This window comes from Rhodococcus sp. SJ-2 (assembly GCF_053750035.1).
On record NZ_CM132340.1, the window covers coordinates 2,399,075 to 2,417,434 of the forward strand.

Genomic DNA, 18,360 nt, shown 5'->3' on the forward strand with positions numbered 1-18,360 from the left:
CAACCTCCCTCTGGTTCGAAAACGAGGACCTACGATGTCCGAAACACAAATCCACGAACAACCACTCGGTACGCCGGCGGGTCCGGCCCCTCGTGCCGGTCGCGCCGCAGTTGCCGCCGCGATCTCCACATCGCTCGAGTGGTACGACTTCTTCATCTATTCGACGGCCGCTGCGCTCGTGTTCAACGTGACGTTCTTCGCCACCGGCAACGAAGTCGTTGCGGCAGTGAACTCCTTCGCCACCGTCGCGGTCGGATTCATCGCGCGGCCCATCGGCGGTATCCTCGCCGGGCATTTCGGTGACAAAGTCGGGCGTAAACCCGTACTCGTCGCTGCCGTCGTGCTCATGGCGGTCGCAACATCCCTGATCGGCTTCGTTCCGAACACCGAGATCGTCTGGCTTGCACCGATGCTTCTGGTCACCCTGCGTATCTGTCAGGGACTGGCGGTCGGCGCGCAGTGGGGCGGCGCAGTCCTGCTGGCCACGGAGAACGCCCCCGCGAATCGTCGCGGATTCTTCGGTAGTTTCGCCCAGCTCGGCGTTCCGATCGGTGTCGTCCTCGGCAACGTCGTCTTCCTGATACTCACCGCAACCGTCGCCCAGGACTCGTTCCTGTCGTGGGGTTGGCGCATCCCGTTCTGGATCAGCCTCGTCATGCTGCCGGTGGCGTTCGCGATCCATCGCTACCTGGAAGAGACCCCCGAGTTCAAGAAGATCGCTGCGAAACTCGAGGAGGCTCCGGCTGCCCGTCGCTCTCCGATCGTCGAAGTGCTGCGCAAGAATCCGGGCACGGTACTCATGGCCGCGGGCTCGAACGCGATCGGTGTCATCTTCTTCTACACGATGATCACCGGCTCGGTGCAGTACGCGACGACCTATCTCGGCCTCGGTCGCTCGACCGTGCTCACGTTCATCCTCATCGCGTGCCTTCTCCAGATCCCGTTGGTGCCGTTGTTCGGTTATCTGTCGGACCGTATCGGTCGGAAGCTCGTCTTCGGGGCGGGTACCGTCGCCATGATGGTGTGGGGTGTGCCGATGTGGCTGCTGATCGGGGCGTCCGGGCCGGACACAGTGTGGCCGTTCGCGGTTGCGGTGATCGTCGGCGTTGTCGCGATGTCGCTCCAGACAGGCACCCAGGGAACGTTGTTCTCGGAGCTGTTCCCGCCCGAGGTGCGCTTCTCCGGAGCATCGCTCGGCTACCAGATCTCGGCCATCATCGGCGGCTTCGCTCCGATGGTCATGGTGCTGCTCATCAACGGTGAGGCCGGCAATGCGTGGAAGGTAGGCGTATTCCTCGCGCTCTCCGCCGCGGTCGGACTGTTGTGCCTGGTCGCAATCGTGCGGAGGTATTCCCGGCCGCACGAGTCTGCGGACGCAGCCTGACCCGATACGACCAGGAGTAGACAGATGCTGGACTTCCCGGATACCCACGCTGCGGCCGACCCCGGTCGTCCCGCGTACATCATGGCGGACACCGGTGCCGTCGTGACCTACGGCGAGCTCGTCGCAGACTCGCGAAATATGGCAAAAATGTTGTGGTCCAAAGGTCTTCGGCACGGTGACTGCGTGGCCGTATTGATGGAGAACTGTACGTCGTTTCCGAAGGTCGCGTGGGCGGCACAGCGCATCGGACTGCGCTACGTCACGCTGTCCACGCGTCTGCTGCCGGATGAGATCGCATACATCCTGGGGGATTCCGGAGCGTGCGCGCTGTTCACCAGCGGGCGCTATCTCGACGCGGCAGCCGATGCCGCAGATCTGACCCCGGCAATGCAGCACCGCTTCACCGTGGACGAGGCTGCCCGGGGATTCGAGAATCTGGCGGTCGAACAGGAGTCCGTGGCGCCCACAGTGGTTCCGGACGAGCGTGAAGGTGTGGATCTGCTGTATTCGTCCGGCACCACAGGTCGGCCCAAGGGCGTCGTGGCAGACCTGCCGCTCCACCCGCTCGGGACGCCGCCGGGTGTGGCCGGTCTGCTGCACACCCAGTGGGGGATCGGCCGGGACAGCGTGTACCTGTCCCCAGCGCCGCTGTATCATGCTGCACCGCTACGCTTCACCATGACGGTGCACCGGTACGGCGGTACCGCGATCGTGATGGAGCGGTTCGATCCGGAGAAGGCGCTCGAACTCGTCGAACGCTACCGGGTGACCCATACCCAGATGGTTCCCACCATGTTCATCCGGATGCTCAAACTCCCGGAGGAGCAACGCACCGCATACGATGTCTCGTCGCTGCAAGTGGTCATCCACGCCGCGGCGCCGTGTCCGCCGGACACCAAACGAGCCATGATCGACTGGCTCGGACCGATCATCCACGAGTACTACTCGTCGACAGAGAACAGCCTGTTCACCGCTCTGGATTCGCACGAGTGGCTGGCCCACCCGGGATCCGTGGGGCGATCGATCCTGGGTACCGCGCACATCCTCGACGAGTCGGGGGAGGAACTGCCACCGGGGGAGTCCGGCACGATCTGGTCGGACGGCGGGCTGATGTTCGAGTATCTGAACGATCCGGAGAAGACCGCGGCAGCCCGCAACGAGATCGGCTGGACGACGGTGGGCGACCTCGGTTACCTCGACGAGGACGGCTACCTCTACCTGTCGGATCGGCGCGCCGATCTCATCCTGTCGGGCGGTGTCAACATCTACCCGCGCGAATCGGAGGACGTACTCGTCGTACATCCGAAGGTCGCCGATGCTGCGGTGTTCGGTATCCCACACGACGAACTCGGTGAAGTCGTACACGCGGTAGTGCAGCCGGCATCGGGCGTGCGGAGCGACATCGCGCTCGAGGAAGAACTGCTCGCGTTCCTCCGGGAGAAACTGTCGACCTACAAATGCCCACGCCGGATCGATTTCGTCGACGAGTTGCCTCGTCACGCCACCGGCAAGCTGTACAAGCGGCTGCTGCGCGACCGCTACTCGCAGAAGACGGTGTCGTGACCGCTGTCGTCATCTCGACCCGGTCGCCGGCTTCGTGCAGGTGACGATGAACCGGCCTGATGCCCTCGACGCTTCGATTACCGGAGTGACAAACGTCGGCGGGCCCCCGCGTACTCGGCACTCAGGCGCTCGACGACGTCTGCCGCGGGAACCACCGAGTCGATTGCGCCCACACCCTGGCCCGCTCCCCACACGTCGCGCCACGCTTTGGTGCTGTCGTCCGAGCCGAAGCTCATCGCCGACGGATCCGACTCGGCGAGGTTGTCGGGGTCGAGGCCCGCAGCCTCGATGCTGCCACGTAGGTAGTTGCCGTGAACGCCCGTGAACAGATTCGAGTAGACGATGTCCGACGCGGTCGAGTCCACGAGCATCTGCTTGTAGCCGTCCACGGCGTTCGCCTCGTCGGTGGCGATGAACACCGACCCGGCATACGCGAGGTCCGCACCGGCTGCCTGCGCCGCGAGGATAGCGTTGCCGTGCGCGATCGACCCCGACAGCAGCAGCGGTCCGTCGAACCACTCGCGGATCTCCTGGAGCAGGGCGAAGGGCGACTGCGTGCCGGCGTGCCCGCCCGCGCCTGCGGCGACCGCGATCAGGCCGTCGGCACCCTTCTCGATGGCCTTCCGTGCGAAGCGGTTGTCGATGACGTCGTGCAGCACGATGCCACCGTACGAGTGCACGGTGTCGTAGACATCGGTGCGCGCACCGAGCGAGGTGATGACGATCGGAACCTCGAACTCGACGACTGTCGCGAGATCCTGCTCGAGACGGTCGTTGGACCGGTGCACGATCAGATTCACCGCGTACGGTGCCGACGGCGCGTCGGGATTGTTCGCGTCGTGCTTGGCGAGGTCCTCGGTGATCCGGGTGAGCCACTCACGTAGCTGCGACTGGGGTCGCGCGTTCAGCGACGGGAACGAGCCGACGATGCCCGCCGTGCACTGTGCGATGACGAGATCGGGGTTCGACACGATGAACATCGGCGACGCGACGAGCGGCAGACGCAGCCGGTCTTGCAGGGCGGGCGGCAGACTCACAGGCTCTCCCTCACAGATTCGGACCCCTCACAGGCTTCGGACAGAGATGTGCTGAGCGTAGAACCCAGGGTGATCGACGGGAAATCATGATGGGTCCGACGCCGGTCGCGGCCTTGCCAGGGCGGGCGGTTAAGGTGGACGTTGGAGTGTCGTGGTCACCGCACGTCACTGTTACGTCGAGTGTGGAGGTAATCGGGCATGTTTGAACTGATCGGCATGGTCATCGTGGTCGCGTGTGTTGCCGTCGTAGTCGCCTGCTGCCTGATCCTGCTCGTGGCGTCGACCATCGGCCCCCACTTCATGCTTGCCTCGGACAAGAAGAACGCCGAGGTCGAGCGGAACACGCCCGCCCGCGTCTGACCCCGGCCCGACCGAGCAAGAGCCCGACCGAGCAAGAGTCCGAGCGCCTACCCCCAGCCCAGCTGGTGGAGGCGCTCCTCTTCGATTCCGAAATAATGCGCGATCTCGTGCACGACCGTCACCGCGACTTCGTGCACCACATCGTCGTCGGTGTCGCAGATGTCGAGGATCGCGTCGCGGTAGATCGTGATCGTGTCGGGTAGCGACCCGGCGTAGTGGCTGTCGCGTTCGGTGAGCGCGATCCCCTGGTAGAGACCGAGCAGGTCCGGCTCGTCCTCGTGTCGCGGCTCGACGAGCACCACCACGTTGTCGATTGCCCGTGTGAGTTCCGCGGGAATCTCGTCGAGAGCGTCGGAGACGAGTCCGTCGAAGCGCTCATCACTCATCTTCACCATCGGGTCAGGCCCCCGGCAGGGGAGCCGCGCCGGGAAGCGGCGTGGGAAGCGACCTGCCTTCGGGCTGCGCAGGCGGCGGAATCGGCGGTTGCCCATCGATGAGGATGTCGCCCTTCGCGCTGCCCGTGATGGAAGCGAATCCACCGCCCTCTACCTGCTTACCGACAGAGCAGTTGACCTTGCGGCTGCCCGCCAGCCAGCTGTCGAAGTTCAAATTGTCCCAGAACAGCGTCAGCGTCTTGTTCCGCAGCGCCTCCGGGTCGCCCAGGTACTCGTTCACCCGCTCGGTGCAGGTCTGCTCTAGATAGGCATCCTGGTCTTCGATGCTCGGCAGTCCGCCCGGAAAGTTCTCGGACAGGTCCACCGTCGCAACTACTTCGAAGGCGTGCGGCTTCGCGCAATCGACGGGATCGGCCGGGACCCCGTTGTTGATGCCGATACACAGGCCGACGTCCCACGCGCGGGACTGGTCCTGGTCGGCGACCCTGCCCTCGATGGGCAGCAGGTTGCCGGTGGTCGACGAGAACTGCAGCCCGCAGCGCAGCGTCCGTTCGCCGGCTGCCCAGCCCGCTTCGCCGGGATTGATCAGCCCGATGCTGAACTTTCCGTGCGGATCGAAGTGTCCGCCCAGGTAGTCCATTGCCGCAGGTGCGCACTGCTCGTCGCGGAGTTCGGTGAACCGCATGACCGACGGGAAACGTGAACCCGGTCCCCATTCCGCCCCGGGGAAGATGCTCAGGTCGATGTCCTGGACCACCTCGAACAGGTGGGTCTGCTCGCAATCGACCTTCGTGAGGTCGCTCGCATCGAGCGCCGTCCAGCTCAGGCAGTCTCCGCTGGTAGAGGTGCCGAACGCGTCACCGGCGACGGCGCCGGTCGACGGGGACGCACCGCTGTTGTTTCCGTCGACGGTATCGGTGCCCTCGAAACCCGCGACGACGAACGTCGCGATCGCGGCGAGGACCGCGCCCGCAGCTACGAATACCAACGCGCGCCGCGTCAGCTGGGCTGACGGCGGACGCCGTACCGGCTTCTTCTTCTTGTCTTCGGCCATCACCTCCCATCATGCCCTGGTACCGCCCGCCCGGGTAACGTCGGTTCATGGCCGACGACCAGATCGATCCCCGCATCCAGGAGATTGCGCAGCGTTGCTTCGATGCTGCGCGCGCAGGCGAGAGCGAGACCTTGGCGACGTATATCGAGGCAGGTGTCCCCGCGAACCTGACGAACGGAGCCGGTGACACGCTCGTCATGCTCGCCTCCTACCGCGGGAACGCCGCTGCGGTGCGCGTTCTCATCGACCACGGCGCGGATGTGAACCGGGCGAACGACCGCGGTCAGACTCCGCTCGCAGGCGCGGTGTTCAAGGGCGAGGAAGAGGTCGTGCGGATCCTCACCGAGGCGGGCGCTGATCCGATGGGCGGGCAGCCCACCGCGGTGGATGCGGCGAAGATGTTCGGGCGCGAAGACTACCTGCAGCTCTGGCAAAGGTAGGCTTCACCTTCGTGATCGACCTCAAGTTCCTCCGCGAGAATCCCGACACCGTTCGCGCCTCGCAGCGCACCCGAGGCGAGGATCCCGGCCTCGTCGATGCGCTGCTCGATGCGGATGCCTCCCGTCGCGCCGCTGTGCTGGCGGGTGACAACGCCCGCGCCGAGCAGAAGGCGCTCGGTAAGAAGGTCGGCAAGGCGTCCCCGGAGGAGCGGCCCGCACTGCTCGACGGCGCGAAGGAACTCGCGGCCCAGGTGAAGACGCTCGAAGCCGAGCAGAACGCCGCGCAGGAGGCGCTCGAGCGGGCGCACATGGCGATCTCCAACGTCGTCCAGGAGGGTGCTCCGGCCGGCGGAGAGGACGATTTCGTCACCCTGGAGACGGTAGGGGAGCTGCCGACGTTCGACTTCGAGCCGAAGGATCACCTCACGCTCGGTGAGTCGCTGGGCCTGATCGACATGGAACGCGGTGCCAAGGTCTCCGGTGCGCGCTTCTACTTCCTCACCGGCTACGGTGCGCTCCTGCAGCTCGGTCTGCTCCAGCTCGCTGCGCAGAAGGCCACGGCCAACGGTTTCACCATGATGATCCCGCCGGTGCTGGTGCGCCCCGAGATCATGCGGGGCACCGGCTTCCTCGGGCAGCACGCCGACGAGGTGTACCACCTCGAGGACGACGACCTGTACCTGGTCGGTACCTCCGAGGTGCCGCTCGCCGGCTACCACTCGGGCGAGATCCTCGACCTGTCCGGCGGCCCGAAGCGATACGCGGGCTGGTCGTCGTGCTTCCGCCGCGAGGCAGGCAGCTACGGCAAGGACACCCGCGGCATCATCCGCGTGCATCAGTTCGACAAGGTCGAGATGTTCGTCTACTGCAAGCCCGAGGACGCGACGGAAGAGCACCAGAGGCTGCTGACGTGGGAGCGCGAGATGCTCGCCGCGATCGACGTGCCGTACCGGGTCATCGACGTCGCAGGCGGCGACCTCGGATCCTCGGCTGCCCGGAAGTTCGACTGCGAGGCATGGGTTCCCACTCAGGAGCGGTACCGCGAACTGACGTCGACGTCGAACTGCACCACATTCCAGGCCCGTCGCCTCGGTGTTCGCTATCGCGACGAGAACGGCAAACCGCAGACCGCCGCGACGCTCAACGGAACGCTGGCCACGACACGCTGGCTCGTCGCGCTCCTCGAGAACCATCAGCAGGCCGACGGCACCGTCAAGGTTCCGCCTGCGTTGGTTCCGTTCGTCGGACGAGAGGTCCTGGAGCCCGTCCGATAGCGGGTCAGCTCAGGATCAGGCACGAGGTGGAGCCGGTCGCCACCAGCCGTCCCTGTTCGTCGCGCGCTTCGCCGCGCGCGGTCGCAGTGCGGCGCCCTGCGTGTTCGCAGAATCCGTGCACGCGAAGGACATGGCCGGGCTGTACTCCTCGCAGGTAGCGCACCTGCAGATCGAGGGTCGTATATCCGACGCCCGCATCGAGAGTGCTCGACACCGCGAAGCCCATCGCCGTGTCGAAGAGGGTCGCGAGGACTCCGCCGTGCACGCTGCCCACGGCGTTCGCGTGGAATTCCTGCACCTCGAGGGTGATCTCGACGAACCCCTCCCGCGCGTCGGTGACGGTGAAGCCGAGTGTCCGAGATGTCGGGTGATGGGGAATGCTGCCGTCGATGAGACCGCGCAGGAAGTCGAGTCCCTGCATGTCGCGGTTGGCGGCCGACGTGGGCGCCGGATCGTCCCAGGTGTAGGTGCGTTGCCGGTTCTGTTCGTTGTCCTTGCTCACAACTGACGACGGTATCGGACAGTCATCTCGCTCGTGACACCCGCGAGATCCGGTGTCATGCTGGATCCATGCGCCGACGATGTTGATTCGACCGTTCGACTTCCCTGTCCGTCCGGGCGGTCGCCTACGCGGCCACTCGCGAACTCGTGCCGCTCTACGGGCTCTACGCGCTGCTTTTCGAAGACCACGGCCTGAGCACCGGCAGTATTTCGTTGTTGTTCGTCCTGTGGTCCGTTGTTGCGTTCGTTTCGGAGGTTCCGTCGGGCGCGTGGGCCGATACGGTGTCGCGCCGTGGTCTGCTGCTCGGCAGTGGCGTCCTGTTCACCGCGACCTTCACGATCTGGATGGTCTGGCCCACGGTGTGGGGGTTCGCGGCAGGGTTCGTGTTGTGGGGTGTCAGTGAATCCCTGAAATCGGGCACGTTCGAGGCGCTCGTCTACGACGAACTCACGGCGTGCAGCGCTGAACCCGGTGACGTCGAACCCGGTCACGTCGAACATAGATACGCCGCGGTGATGGGGTATGCGAACGCAGGCGAGATGGTGTGCGTGTTCGTCGCGATCCTGTCAGCGTCCCCGCTGTTCGAGCTCGGAGGCTATGCGCTGGTCGGGTGGGTGTCGATCGGGGTCATTGTCGCGAACACGCTGCTTGTGCTCACGTTGCCGTGTGCGCCCCGTTCGATGGAGGCAGACGATCTCGACAGCACCGGCGACACGCTGCTCGTCCGCTACATTTCGGCGCTGCGGGACGGCACGAGCGAAGTGCGCACCGACAAGGTGGTACGCCGCGCGGTGATCCTGGCTGCGGCACTGCTCGCGTGTCTTGCGTTCGACGAGTACTTCGGCCTGCTCGCGCGGGAAGGTGGTGCGCCCATCGAGCAGGTACCTGTTCTGGTGGCGCTGACGGTGGCCGGTCAGGTGCTCGGTGCTGCGGCCGCGGGCAGGACCGCCTCGATGAGCGGACGGGTGATGGGTGTGCTCGTGATCGCGGGGGCGCTGCTCCTGGCGGCCGGCGCGATGGTGGGCGGCGTCGGCGGGTTCATCGCGATCGGACTCGGGTACGGCGCTCTGCACAACACCGCCATCGTCGCCGAGGCCCGTCTGCAGGCCACGATGTCGGGTCGCACCCGCGCCACGGTGACCTCGGTGATGGGGCTGACGAGCGAGGTGATGTCGGTTGCTGTGTTCGCGTGGTTCGCGGTGGGCTCGGCCTGGATTCCGCTGTCTGCGCTCGTGGTGTCGACGGTGTTGCCGCTGCTCGTGGTAGGTATCACTGCCGTCCGATGGCTACCCGATCGGGGCTCCTCAGCAGCTTCTTAACCGGAGGCTCTAGCCTCGACGCACATGCGTGCACGTCTGCTCACCATGATCACCGCAGTTTCCGGGGCGGCCCTTGTCGGCGCCGGCTCGATCTTCGCCTATCTCGATTCGCCGGAGGCCACCGTCACCGTTGCCGAACAGGAGACGGCCGGCACCGGAGTCGACGACGCCCGCAGTACGTTGCAACAGGCGAGTCTCCCGCTGTCGATCCTCGATGGTGGCGTCGGCCAGCTCACCGACGGCAGCCGCCAACTCGACGACGGCGCGCAGCAACTCGCCGACGGACTCGGTCAGGCCAGGGCGGGAGGAGAGCAGCTCGCGGGCGGACTCGACCAGCTGGAGGGCGGCGTGGGTCTGCTCGGCGACGGAGCCTCCCAGATCAGCGGGGGCGTCGACGAGGTGGTCACCCGGCTCACCGGATTCGGTGAGATGCAGGGCAGTGTCACCACGCAGCTCACGAGCGTCGCCGACACACTCGATCTGTCCGGCGACCCCGTGTCGAGCTCGGCGTCGGCGGAGATCAGAGGGCTGGTCGACATGCTGAACACCCAGGGTCTGGGACCCGAGACCATGGACCAGCTCGGGCAGCTGCGCAGCGGCGCGCAGCAACTCGCCTACGAACTGACCGATCCGAACGCACAGTTCGTCGCCGGTATGACACAGGCCGCAGACGGGTCGCGGCAGTTGCGCGACGGCCTGATCCTGCTGGACGACGGTGGCAGGCAACTGACCGACGGCACCGGCCAGCTCGTGGCGGGTGTCGGACCGGTGAGCAATGTCGTGCAGAGCATCTCGGGCAATGTCCGGGACGCGACGCAGGCGCTGCCGAAGTCCGGTGACGCGCAGGCCGCCGAACCCACCGTGGAGGCCGGGGACCGTCAGTGGTGGCCGTTCGCGCTGATCGCAGGCGGCGCGGTGCTGTTGCTCGTGCCGGCGTTCGCACCGCGCCCTGCGGTCACACCGATTCCGAGCGTCCCGACTGTGTGACCCGCAGTTCTGTGATCAGGGCGGGCAGCCGCTCGCGCCACTGAACCCAGTCGTGACCACCCGCGAAGGTCCCCGAACGAATCGGGTGGCCGGCTGCGGCCAGTCGATCGGTGGCGTCGGCGACCTCGTCGAGCATCATCCACTCGAGTGAACCCACCTCGCTGAGGATGGGCACGTCGCCGCCGTTGTCGGCCTTCGCGAGTGTCGGAACATCGTGCCCCTGTTCGTCGTGCCACCACATCGACGGTGACAGGCAGGCTGCGCCGCGCACGGCATCGGGCCGGGTCAACGCGAAGAACATCGACGCGAGTCCGCCGTACGAGCAGCCACCCACCGTCACGGGCTCGCCCGCGTATGCGAGTAGCTCGTCGCGGAAGCGCGGGTTGGCGGTCAGGTCCGATGCCCGCACATTGCGTTCCTGACCGTCGGCGCTCACGTGGTCGACGACGAGCACCCGCGCGGGGGCGTTCTCGGGATCGTCGAACGCGGCGAGCACCCGGTGGCGGCGGACCTCGTCGCCGTCGAACAACACGACGGTGCCGTGACCGGGCACGGGCGGCACGTAGGTGCCGACGCGACGCGGGGTGCCGTCGAGCTCCACTGTTTCTGTCGTGAGGATGCCTTCCGGGAGTGCGCCCGTCCGGAGTCGCTGTGGCTCGGCGTCGGGGGCAGCTCCTTCGAACGATCCGATGGCGCCCCGGCGGAAGTCGATCCACCACTGACGCTGGTTCACGTCGCCTTCCGGAACCGTCAGTGGTGCGTTCGACGGAATGAATGTGTACGCGCCACGCCAGCCGGCCGGAACCCGAACGGACAGGATCCACAACCGTGAGTCCGTGTCGCGGAACATGCTTCCTGCGGGAATCCGGCTCCGGTCGGTGACGCAGTTGACGTCGAGGAAGACTGCGGTCGTCGAGGGTGGCAATGCGGCGTCACCCACTGCGAACGTCGCTATCCAGTCGGGGCCGTCGGAGGTGAAGACCACGGTTCGGTCACCCTGCAGGGCATCGCGGACGGCAGTCGGAGTGGGGACGGAACGATCGGGGGCCGGTCGTCGCTTCCTCGGCGAGGGCGCGGGAACGGTGGTGTTCTCGGACAAGTCCGGTCAGCCCTCTCCGCGGATCGCGGCTGCGATCTTGTCGGGTAGTTCCTGGCCGAGCCATGCCATGCTCAGCAGGCTGGTCGAGCGGAAACCACGCCATTCTTCGTCGGTCGGCTGGTAGTGATGGCCGCCTTCGACCACGTTCAGCGAATTGAACACCGGCATCGCGTAGTACGTGTCGCGCAGACCGGTGTCGGGGAAGTAACCGATGAGCACATCCGCCTCGAGGAGGCGGAGGTTCTCGGGGCTGAGCTGGTTGTCCTTGCCCTCCTCGACGTACTTCTCGGTCTCCGGCGCGGGGACGAGACCGAGGCTGCCGAGCAGCTGACTCGTGGCGGAGTCCGGTCCGGTGAGCAGACCTGCCTGATCGGCGGAGTGCAGCAGGGACACGACGTAGGTGGCGCCGTTCAGTTCCGGATTGCGTTCGGCAGCGGCCTCTAGTTCGGATTCGGTGGCCTCGATCTGGGCGTCGATGTCCTCGCGAGTACCGAACAGCTCGGAGACGCGTTGGGACTGCTCGGCCCACGTGTCGGCCTGCTCGGCTTCGGCGCGGGCCAGGGTGGGAGCGATGGCTGCGAGCTGCTCGTAGACGGTGTCGGTGAGCTCGAGGCCGGTCGCGAGGATCAGATCGGGCTCGTAGGACGCGACTTCCTCGACCGGGACCTCGGTCCCGAAGTCGAGCAGCGGCGGGATCTCGCTGCCGAGCTCCGTGATCGCTTCCTCGGTCCACGGCATGACCGGCTTGACCACCGACTGCGCCATCGCGACCGGAACGACACCGGACGCGAGGGCTGCGTCGTTGTCGGACACCGACAGGGTGACCACTCGCTCGGGTGTGCCCTCGACCGTGGTCTCGCCGAACAGATGGCTCACCGTGACCGCCGCTGCGTCATCGGCCGACGACGCAGCGTCCGACGAACCCGACGAACATGCCGCGACGAACAGCAGCGGAACTGCGGCGAGTGAGACGGCAATCCGACCGAATCTCATGTAGACCTCCTCGATGACCAGCAAACGGGAGGTAAGCCTAACCTGAGCAGATGGGGTGTGGTTCCGGTAGCCGGAACTACCGGAACCACACGACCGGCATCAGAGTTTGCTGCTGCGCAGTTCGTGACCCTTGGACGTCTTGCAGCGACCCGAGTCGAGATCCCACTGCCAGCCGTGGAGATTGCAGGTGAGGGTGGTGCCGTCGACCACGCCGAACTTCGACAGATCGGCCTTCAGGTGCGGGCAGCGACGCTGAATCTCGTAGCCGCCCAGCTCGATCGACGCCGTGTCGTCGTGCGCCTCGGCGAACCAGCCGTCCGCGTAGGCGATTCGCTCATCGGTGAGGCACTTGAAGAACGTGTACAGGAACTCGTTGTACCCGCCGATGCGCCACGCCGTGAAACGGGTGGACAGGAAGATCGTGTTGACCCAGTCGGGTTCGTCGTCGCGCAGAACCGTCCGCACCAGCTCCGGTGCGATGCGGAACCCGTAGCGGTACTTGCCTTCTCCCTCGATGGGCTCCCGCACCACCCGCTTCGGGAAATCCAGCACGACGGTCTCGGCGTCGTCGCCCGAGCCCAACACCAGACCCACGGGGTAACCGATACCGTCGCAGATCAGATCGGACTGCGCCATGATCGGCTCGAACTTCGCCTTCAACGCGGGCAGCAACGGCTCACCTTCGGCGGGAGCCCACGTGGCCTTCTCCGCCGCGATGATCGGCGCGAACCGCTTCGCCATGTCCTCGATGTAGGCGGCCTTGTCGGTGAAGATCGCATCGACCTGCTCGTCCGGGATCGGATGCGTGAGGGTCATCTGATCCTTGCCGACCAGATCCACCGTCGACCCCGGGATCATGAGCAGGCCGCCGTCGCGCCCGTGGATGCGCAGCTGTTCGAGGAACACGTGCTGGTCGGGGAAGATGTTCCCCTCGTCGCCGTGGTCGTCGTTGAGGTCGCGCAGATCGTCGTCGAGGAACACCGGCGGCCCTGCGGACGGCACGATCCAGGTGGCTCCGACCTGCTCGATGTAACTGCGGCAACGGTCCATGCCACGCTGACGCTTCTGCTTGCCGAAATTGGCCTTGGTCTTCTTCGGGATGTCGTAGACCATCGGATACCAGATGGCACCCGAATACTGCAGCAGATGGATGTCGATGTGGCCGAACGCCTCGTGCATCGGATCCATGTCGATCGGGCGCGCGTCGTTCATGTTGAACACGGTGGTCGAGCCGTCTGAGACGACCAGACCCGAGTCACCGATCGGCCCATCGGCGGGTGCGCGCAACGCGATGATCATGATGTCGAGCTCGCCCGGTCCGACCGCGGCCTGCGGAGCGGCCTCGATACCCGCAGCGGAGATCCGATGCTTCACGGAGTCGGTGGTCTCGAAGAATTTGGTGAAGCCCAGTGCCTCGAGTTCACGCCGCAGATCCGGCACCGGGTAGTCCGGCAGCAGCACCGTCGCGTCCTTGTCGACGTACTTGCTCAGCGTGCCCGGATCGAAGTGATCCTTGTGCAGGTGCGACACGTACAGGTAGTCGACGTTGCCGAGCTCTTCCCAATCGAGCCCGGTGTTGTCGGGAAACGGCACCCACGATGCGAAGTACGCGGGGTTGATCCAGGGGTCGCACAGGATGGACCCGGCCTCTGTCCGAATGTGGAAACCTGCGTGTCCGACACTGGTGATCTGCACTTCGTTGCCTCCTGACGTGCTGACCGACGTGACCACCAGGGTAGGGGGCGCCGATCGGTCCACTGCGTCCAGGCAGTACCCGTCCGACGCGATTGTGACGTAGACAACCAGGTCACGAGCCATTCCTGCCCCGACGACGGGGATCGTCACACTCCCGTAGGCGTCGTCGGCAGGTGAGAACGTCGCCGGGCACGTCACCGACCGTGACCGCGGATGTTTCGGGTTCGCTCTCGCCTCTGACGTCGATCGCGGTCGGTCCGATGCGGTGGACCCGGCTACGCTGGCGACGTGGAACCCTTCTACCGGACCATCATCGGCGTGGCACGCACACTGTTCGCAGCGCAAGGCCTGAAATTCACGATCTCCGGGGCGGAGCACATCCCGGCGTCCGGGGGTGCGGTCATCGCGATGAATCACACGGGCTACATGGACTTCACCTACGCGGGCATTCCCGCGCGTGAAACCAAGCGGTACATCCGGTTCATGGCGAAGAAGGAAGTCTTCGACAACAAGATCTCCGGGCCGATGATGCGCGCCATGAAGCACATCCCCGTCGACCGCGGTGATGCAGGCGATTCGTATCGGCTGGCGGTCGAGGCGCTTCGCAGGGGTGATCTCGTCGGTGTGTTCCCCGAGGAGACCATCAGCCGCAGCTTCGAGCTCAAGGAGTTCAGGTCGGGCGCGGCACGGATGGCACTCGAAGCCGGTGTGCCCGTCGTACCGATGGTGCTGTGGGGGTCACAGCGGGTGTGGACCAAGGGACATCCCAAGCGACTCGGCCGGACGAACACCCCCATCACCATCGTCGTCGGGGCTCCGATCGAACCGTTCGAGCCCGCCGCCGAGATGACCGCCGAGCTGCGCGCCACCATGGACCGGATGCTGAAGCAAGCGCAGCAGGACTATCGCCACGAGCCGGGTGCCTACTGGGTGCCCGAGCGGCTCGGTGGATCGGCTCCGACGCCGGAGGAAGCGAACGCCGACGACGCGCGTGTCGCGGCGGAACGTCGTGCCCGCAAGGAAGCGGAGCGCGCCCGGCGCGAGGGCCGCGACGGCAGTGGGGGAGAGCCGGGCGCGAGCGGAAACCCGCCTTCGGCACAATGACGGAGTGAGCCCTCAGCGTCCGAGTCTTGTCGCGTCCGATGTCGACGGAACCCTGATCGACGACACGGAACGGATTTCCGACCGCACCCGTGCGGCGGTCCACGCCGTGGTCGATTCCGGAACACCGTTCGTTCTTGCGACCGGACGCCCGCCGCGGTGGATCGCACCGGTGGTCGACCAGCTTCGGTACGCACCGCTCGCGGTGTGCGCCAACGGTGCTGTCCTCTACGACAGTGCGACCGACCAGGTGCTCAGTGCCGCGGTGCTCACCACCGACGAATTGGGTTGGCTCGCCGAGGTCGCGGAGACGGTTCTTCCGGGTAGCGGTTTGGCGGCGGAAAGAGTGGGGGCCAGCGCGCACGACGCTGCGACACCCCAGTTCGTGAGCTCGCCGGGTTACGAGCATGCGTGGCTGAATCCGGACAACACCGAACTCGCCGAGCACGACGTGATCGCGGCGCCCGCCATCAAACTGCTGATCCGGCTGCCCGGTGCCAGCAGCGCCGCGATGGCCGAGGCGCTCCTGCCGAAACTGCACGGGCTCGTCGACCTGACGTTCTCGACGGACAACGGTCTCATCGAGATCTCCGCTGCGGGGGTGACGAAGGCGTCGGGGTTGCAGGAGGCCGCTCGCCACCTGGGGGTGTCCTTCGATCATCTCGTCGCATTCGGTGACATGCCCAACGACATTCCGATGCTGTCGATCGCGCGCCACGGTGTTGCGATGGAAAACGCACATCCCGAGGCCAAATCGGTCGCAGACGAAGTCACTGCCACCAACGTCGAGGACGGGGTTGCCCGCATCCTCGAACGCTGGTGGCAGTGACCTGACTCTGCCGGTGATCGAAGGTCAGCCTGCAGGCACCGGTTCAGGTGCCTGCGGGGCTTCCGGTGCCGGCGCAGGTTCCGGCGCGACCGGAGCGGCCGCGGGTTCCCGCATCGACTCCTCGTAGGCGTCGTTGTAAGCGCGGAGCACCTTGGTGACGACACCGGTGACCTCGTTGAAGATCAGCGAACCGAACTCGAAGTCCGATCGCCAACCGTCCGGCACCCGGTACTCGTCGCTGGTGGGCAACCCCAGCTCACCAGCGTCGAGCCCGGACTTCTGCCACGCCTTGTAGATCTCGCCGAGCACCGTCCACACCCCGCCGTTGGGCGAGGAGTAGATGGCACCGTTGACGAACTGGGCGCTCTCGAATCCACCCTTCGCGGGGAGGACCGATGTCATGGCCGTACCCAGACGTCCGGTCTCGCCGCCTTCGGCGATCCACTTCTGGGCCAGCGGGTGATTGTCGGCGAGACGGATCAGTTCCTGCACGAGGTTCTGGACGTTCTCGGCCGATCCGGTTGCCGGCACGCCGGCATCGGTGTCGGGTACAGCACCACGCGCGGGCGGTGGGCCGTCCGTTGCCAGATCGGTGCTCGGGCTCGTGCCCTTTGCGGCGCTCGCGGCGATGTCGCGGATCTTGTCCATCTGGGCGTATCCGCCGTCGCCGGGGCAACTGGTGTTGCCGACATCGCGGTGCGCGAAGATGATCGGCAGGTCCACGGCCGCGCCCCGCGGGTACGGAGTGAACGAGGTGCCCTCGGAGTACATCGTGGTGTGACCCTTGGGATCGAGCCCGGCCTTCGCGAGCCGCCAGCCGAGGAACTTGCCCACGGCGTTGAGGGTCGCATCGGGCGGTGTTGCAGATGAGAAGTCGCCCATCATGGCGATACCCATCGTGTTCTCGTTGAAGCCGCCCGCGTGGGCGCCCTGCACGTTGCGGTCGAGCCCTCCTGCACGACCTTCGAAAACCTGGCCGTACTTGTCGACCAGCACGTTGTAGCCCACGTCGCACCAGCCGAGCGTCTGCGCGTGGTACGCGTAGATCGCGCGCACGATCTCGGCGGATTCCGCCTTGGAGTAGTCGTTGCTTCCTGCGGTGTGGTGCACGGTGGCACCGCCGAGAGAGTCGTCGTAGGTGGGTTCGTCGCACCGGATCGATTCGTCGGCGCCCCACTGGGAGCGGGTGATGACCTTGAGGCCGGAGTCGCCCACTGGGCCCGCGATGTCTTCGAGGGTGGCGTCGGCGGGGCTGGTACCCGGATCGATGAGCACAGCGCTGACGCTGTCGGCGAGGGCCTGGGCCGGGTCCTGGCTGTGCAGCGGGCGAGACGACGAGGCAGGCACGTAACCGAGTTCGGGTGTGCCCTCTGCGGGTGCCGCGTCGGGAACCGGTGCTTCCGCCGGTGCAGGTGGCTCTGCCGGTGCGGGTGCCTCTGCGGGTGCCTCTGCCGGCGCGGGAGCTTCAGGGGGAGCGGGCGCCTCGGGGGCCGGCGGCGCAGGCGCTTCCTCCGGCGGCGCTTCGGCACCGGCGAGGTTCGGCTCCGGACCCGGTCGGGGCGTCAGCAGGACCTGAACGGCATTGGTCGCACCGACGAAGATCGGCTCGGTGCCTCTGCGCGCGTCGCCTGCGGTGTCGTTGCGAGAGGACTCGAGGGGCTCGGTCGCAGCCCACGGACCCCACGTGCCGTCCTCGTTCTGCGCGCGGATCATCGCGTCCGTGTCGGCGATGTCGCTTGCGGTGAGTGCGACGAGGCTGAACGGGGTGTCCTGGGTGAGCTCTTTTACGACCGCCCCCACCTGACCGACCGGCCCGCCTGCCGGATCGGGTGCAGTAGTGATCTCGGGGAGGCCTTGGACGATCTCTTTCAGGCTCATGTCGGGCAGGTTGAGCCCGGTCAGCTCTTCGAGTGGAATCACGAGATCGGGGACCGATGCGAGTACGACCTCAGCGATCGTGGGCGCAACCGCTTCGACGGAATCACTGGTCCGACGGATCTCGGTCTGGTCATTGGTGAAGCCGGACACCGCGAAAGGTGTTGCGACGGCCAGGGCGGCGACGGCACCCAGGACGATCGACGGCTTCGGGCGGCGATGCGGCACTGTTTGCTACTCCCTGTTGCTGTGCGCGGTTCGGACGGTCGATATCACTCGTCGGAATCCAACATCCTCGAGCCCGCTTCGTGCTGGAAGAGGCCGCTGATGAAGGCAACTTGTGATGCCATTGTTGCTGTTGTGACATTTGTTGCGATACCTCGTCACTCTTGTCACACTAGACACAGCCAACCATAACCCTCAACCTGAGCTTGAGCATCGGTCTCGGGATGT

17 protein-coding genes are annotated in these 18,360 nt (G+C 66.1%); 9 read left to right on the forward strand and 8 right to left on the reverse strand.

Going from position 1 to position 18,360, the window contains the following annotated elements:
- The first annotated feature begins 34 nt into the window (after positions 1-34).
- Entirely contained in the window at positions 35-1,384 is a 1,350-nt protein-coding gene (locus ACSYG9_RS11240) for an MFS transporter (RefSeq protein ID WP_454842494.1), read from the forward strand.
- A gap of 24 nt (positions 1,385-1,408) precedes the next feature.
- A complete protein-coding gene (locus ACSYG9_RS11245) occupies positions 1,409-2,947 on the forward strand; it encodes an AMP-binding protein (protein ID WP_454842495.1) in 1,539 nt (512 codons plus the stop codon).
- A 77-nt stretch (positions 2,948-3,024) separates the two neighbouring features.
- Here ACSYG9_RS11245 and ACSYG9_RS11250 read toward each other — a convergent pair whose 3' ends face one another.
- A complete protein-coding gene (locus ACSYG9_RS11250) occupies positions 3,025-3,984 on the reverse strand; it encodes an NAD(P)H-dependent flavin oxidoreductase (protein ID WP_454842496.1) in 960 nt (319 codons plus the stop codon).
- Between the two features lie 198 nt (positions 3,985-4,182).
- Between ACSYG9_RS11250 and ACSYG9_RS11255 the strand changes: the two genes are divergently transcribed.
- Positions 4,183-4,344 carry a hypothetical protein gene (locus ACSYG9_RS11255; protein ID WP_440127229.1) on the forward strand — a complete coding sequence of 54 codons (162 nt, stop codon included), beginning with the start codon at positions 4,183-4,185 and terminating at the stop codon, positions 4,342-4,344.
- A gap of 47 nt (positions 4,345-4,391) precedes the next feature.
- Here ACSYG9_RS11255 and ACSYG9_RS11260 read toward each other — a convergent pair whose 3' ends face one another.
- Both ACSYG9_RS11260 and ACSYG9_RS11265 read right to left on the reverse strand, forming a co-directional pair.
- Positions 4,392-4,730, reverse strand: a complete 339-nt coding sequence (locus ACSYG9_RS11260; RefSeq protein WP_169689234.1) for a metallopeptidase family protein — start codon at positions 4,728-4,730, stop codon at positions 4,392-4,394.
- Between the two features lie 13 nt (positions 4,731-4,743).
- A complete protein-coding gene (locus ACSYG9_RS11265; RefSeq protein ID WP_440127230.1) occupies positions 4,744-5,793 on the reverse strand; it encodes a septum formation family protein in 1,050 nt (349 codons plus the stop codon).
- 47 nt (positions 5,794-5,840) lie between these two features.
- Here ACSYG9_RS11265 and ACSYG9_RS11270 point away from each other — a divergent pair, with 47 nt between their 5' ends.
- Together ACSYG9_RS11270 and serS are read left to right on the forward strand one after the other, a co-directional pair.
- A complete protein-coding gene (locus ACSYG9_RS11270) occupies positions 5,841-6,233 on the forward strand; it encodes an ankyrin repeat domain-containing protein (protein WP_440127231.1) in 393 nt (130 codons plus the stop codon).
- A gap of 11 nt (positions 6,234-6,244) precedes the next feature.
- Positions 6,245-7,507 (forward strand): serine--tRNA ligase, encoded by a 1,263-nt coding sequence (gene serS / locus ACSYG9_RS11275; RefSeq protein ID WP_440127232.1) that lies wholly within the window; start codon positions 6,245-6,247, stop codon positions 7,505-7,507.
- 4 nt (positions 7,508-7,511) lie between these two features.
- Here serS and ACSYG9_RS11280 read toward each other — a convergent pair whose 3' ends face one another.
- Positions 7,512-8,009 (reverse strand): hotdog fold thioesterase, encoded by a 498-nt coding sequence (locus ACSYG9_RS11280; protein WP_440127233.1) that lies wholly within the window; start codon positions 8,007-8,009, stop codon positions 7,512-7,514.
- A gap of 146 nt (positions 8,010-8,155) precedes the next feature.
- Here ACSYG9_RS11280 and ACSYG9_RS11285 point away from each other — a divergent pair, with 146 nt between their 5' ends.
- Positions 8,156-9,328, forward strand: coding sequence for an MFS transporter (locus tag ACSYG9_RS11285; RefSeq protein WP_454842498.1), 1,173 nt, complete (start codon positions 8,156-8,158; stop codon positions 9,326-9,328).
- Between the two features lie 24 nt (positions 9,329-9,352).
- The gene (locus ACSYG9_RS11290) at positions 9,353-10,315 is read left to right on the forward strand and encodes a hypothetical protein (protein WP_440127235.1); all 963 of its coding nucleotides are present in this window, start codon (positions 9,353-9,355) and stop codon (positions 10,313-10,315) included.
- Here the strand turns inward: ACSYG9_RS11290 and ACSYG9_RS11295 are convergent.
- From ACSYG9_RS11295 to ACSYG9_RS11305, 3 genes are all read right to left on the reverse strand, one after another.
- Positions 10,284-11,300 (reverse strand): alpha/beta hydrolase-fold protein, encoded by a 1,017-nt coding sequence (locus tag ACSYG9_RS11295; RefSeq protein ID WP_440127236.1) that lies wholly within the window; start codon positions 11,298-11,300, stop codon positions 10,284-10,286. The two genes, ACSYG9_RS11290 and ACSYG9_RS11295, sit on opposite strands and share 32 nt — an antisense overlap.
- Positions 11,301-11,420: 120 nt before the next feature.
- Entirely contained in the window at positions 11,421-12,407 is a 987-nt protein-coding gene (locus ACSYG9_RS11300; RefSeq protein WP_454842501.1) for an ABC transporter substrate-binding protein, read from the reverse strand.
- A gap of 99 nt (positions 12,408-12,506) precedes the next feature.
- The gene (locus tag ACSYG9_RS11305) at positions 12,507-14,102 is read right to left on the reverse strand and encodes a Rieske 2Fe-2S domain-containing protein (protein WP_454842937.1); all 1,596 of its coding nucleotides are present in this window, start codon (positions 14,100-14,102) and stop codon (positions 12,507-12,509) included.
- Between the two features lie 288 nt (positions 14,103-14,390).
- Between ACSYG9_RS11305 and ACSYG9_RS11310 the strand changes: the two genes are divergently transcribed.
- Together ACSYG9_RS11310 and ACSYG9_RS11315 are read left to right on the forward strand one after the other, a co-directional pair.
- The gene (locus ACSYG9_RS11310; protein WP_454842503.1) at positions 14,391-15,206 is read left to right on the forward strand and encodes a lysophospholipid acyltransferase family protein; all 816 of its coding nucleotides are present in this window, start codon (positions 14,391-14,393) and stop codon (positions 15,204-15,206) included.
- Between the two features lie 4 nt (positions 15,207-15,210).
- Positions 15,211-16,032: a Cof-type HAD-IIB family hydrolase gene (locus tag ACSYG9_RS11315; RefSeq protein WP_440127239.1), complete on the forward strand. Its 822-nt coding sequence runs from the start codon at positions 15,211-15,213 to the stop codon at positions 16,030-16,032.
- Positions 16,033-16,056: 24 nt separating this feature from the next.
- Here the strand turns inward: ACSYG9_RS11315 and ACSYG9_RS11320 are convergent, their stop codons facing one another.
- The gene (locus tag ACSYG9_RS11320) at positions 16,057-18,135 is read right to left on the reverse strand and encodes an N-acetylmuramoyl-L-alanine amidase (RefSeq protein WP_440127240.1); all 2,079 of its coding nucleotides are present in this window, start codon (positions 18,133-18,135) and stop codon (positions 16,057-16,059) included.
- Positions 18,136-18,360 lie beyond the last annotated feature (225 nt).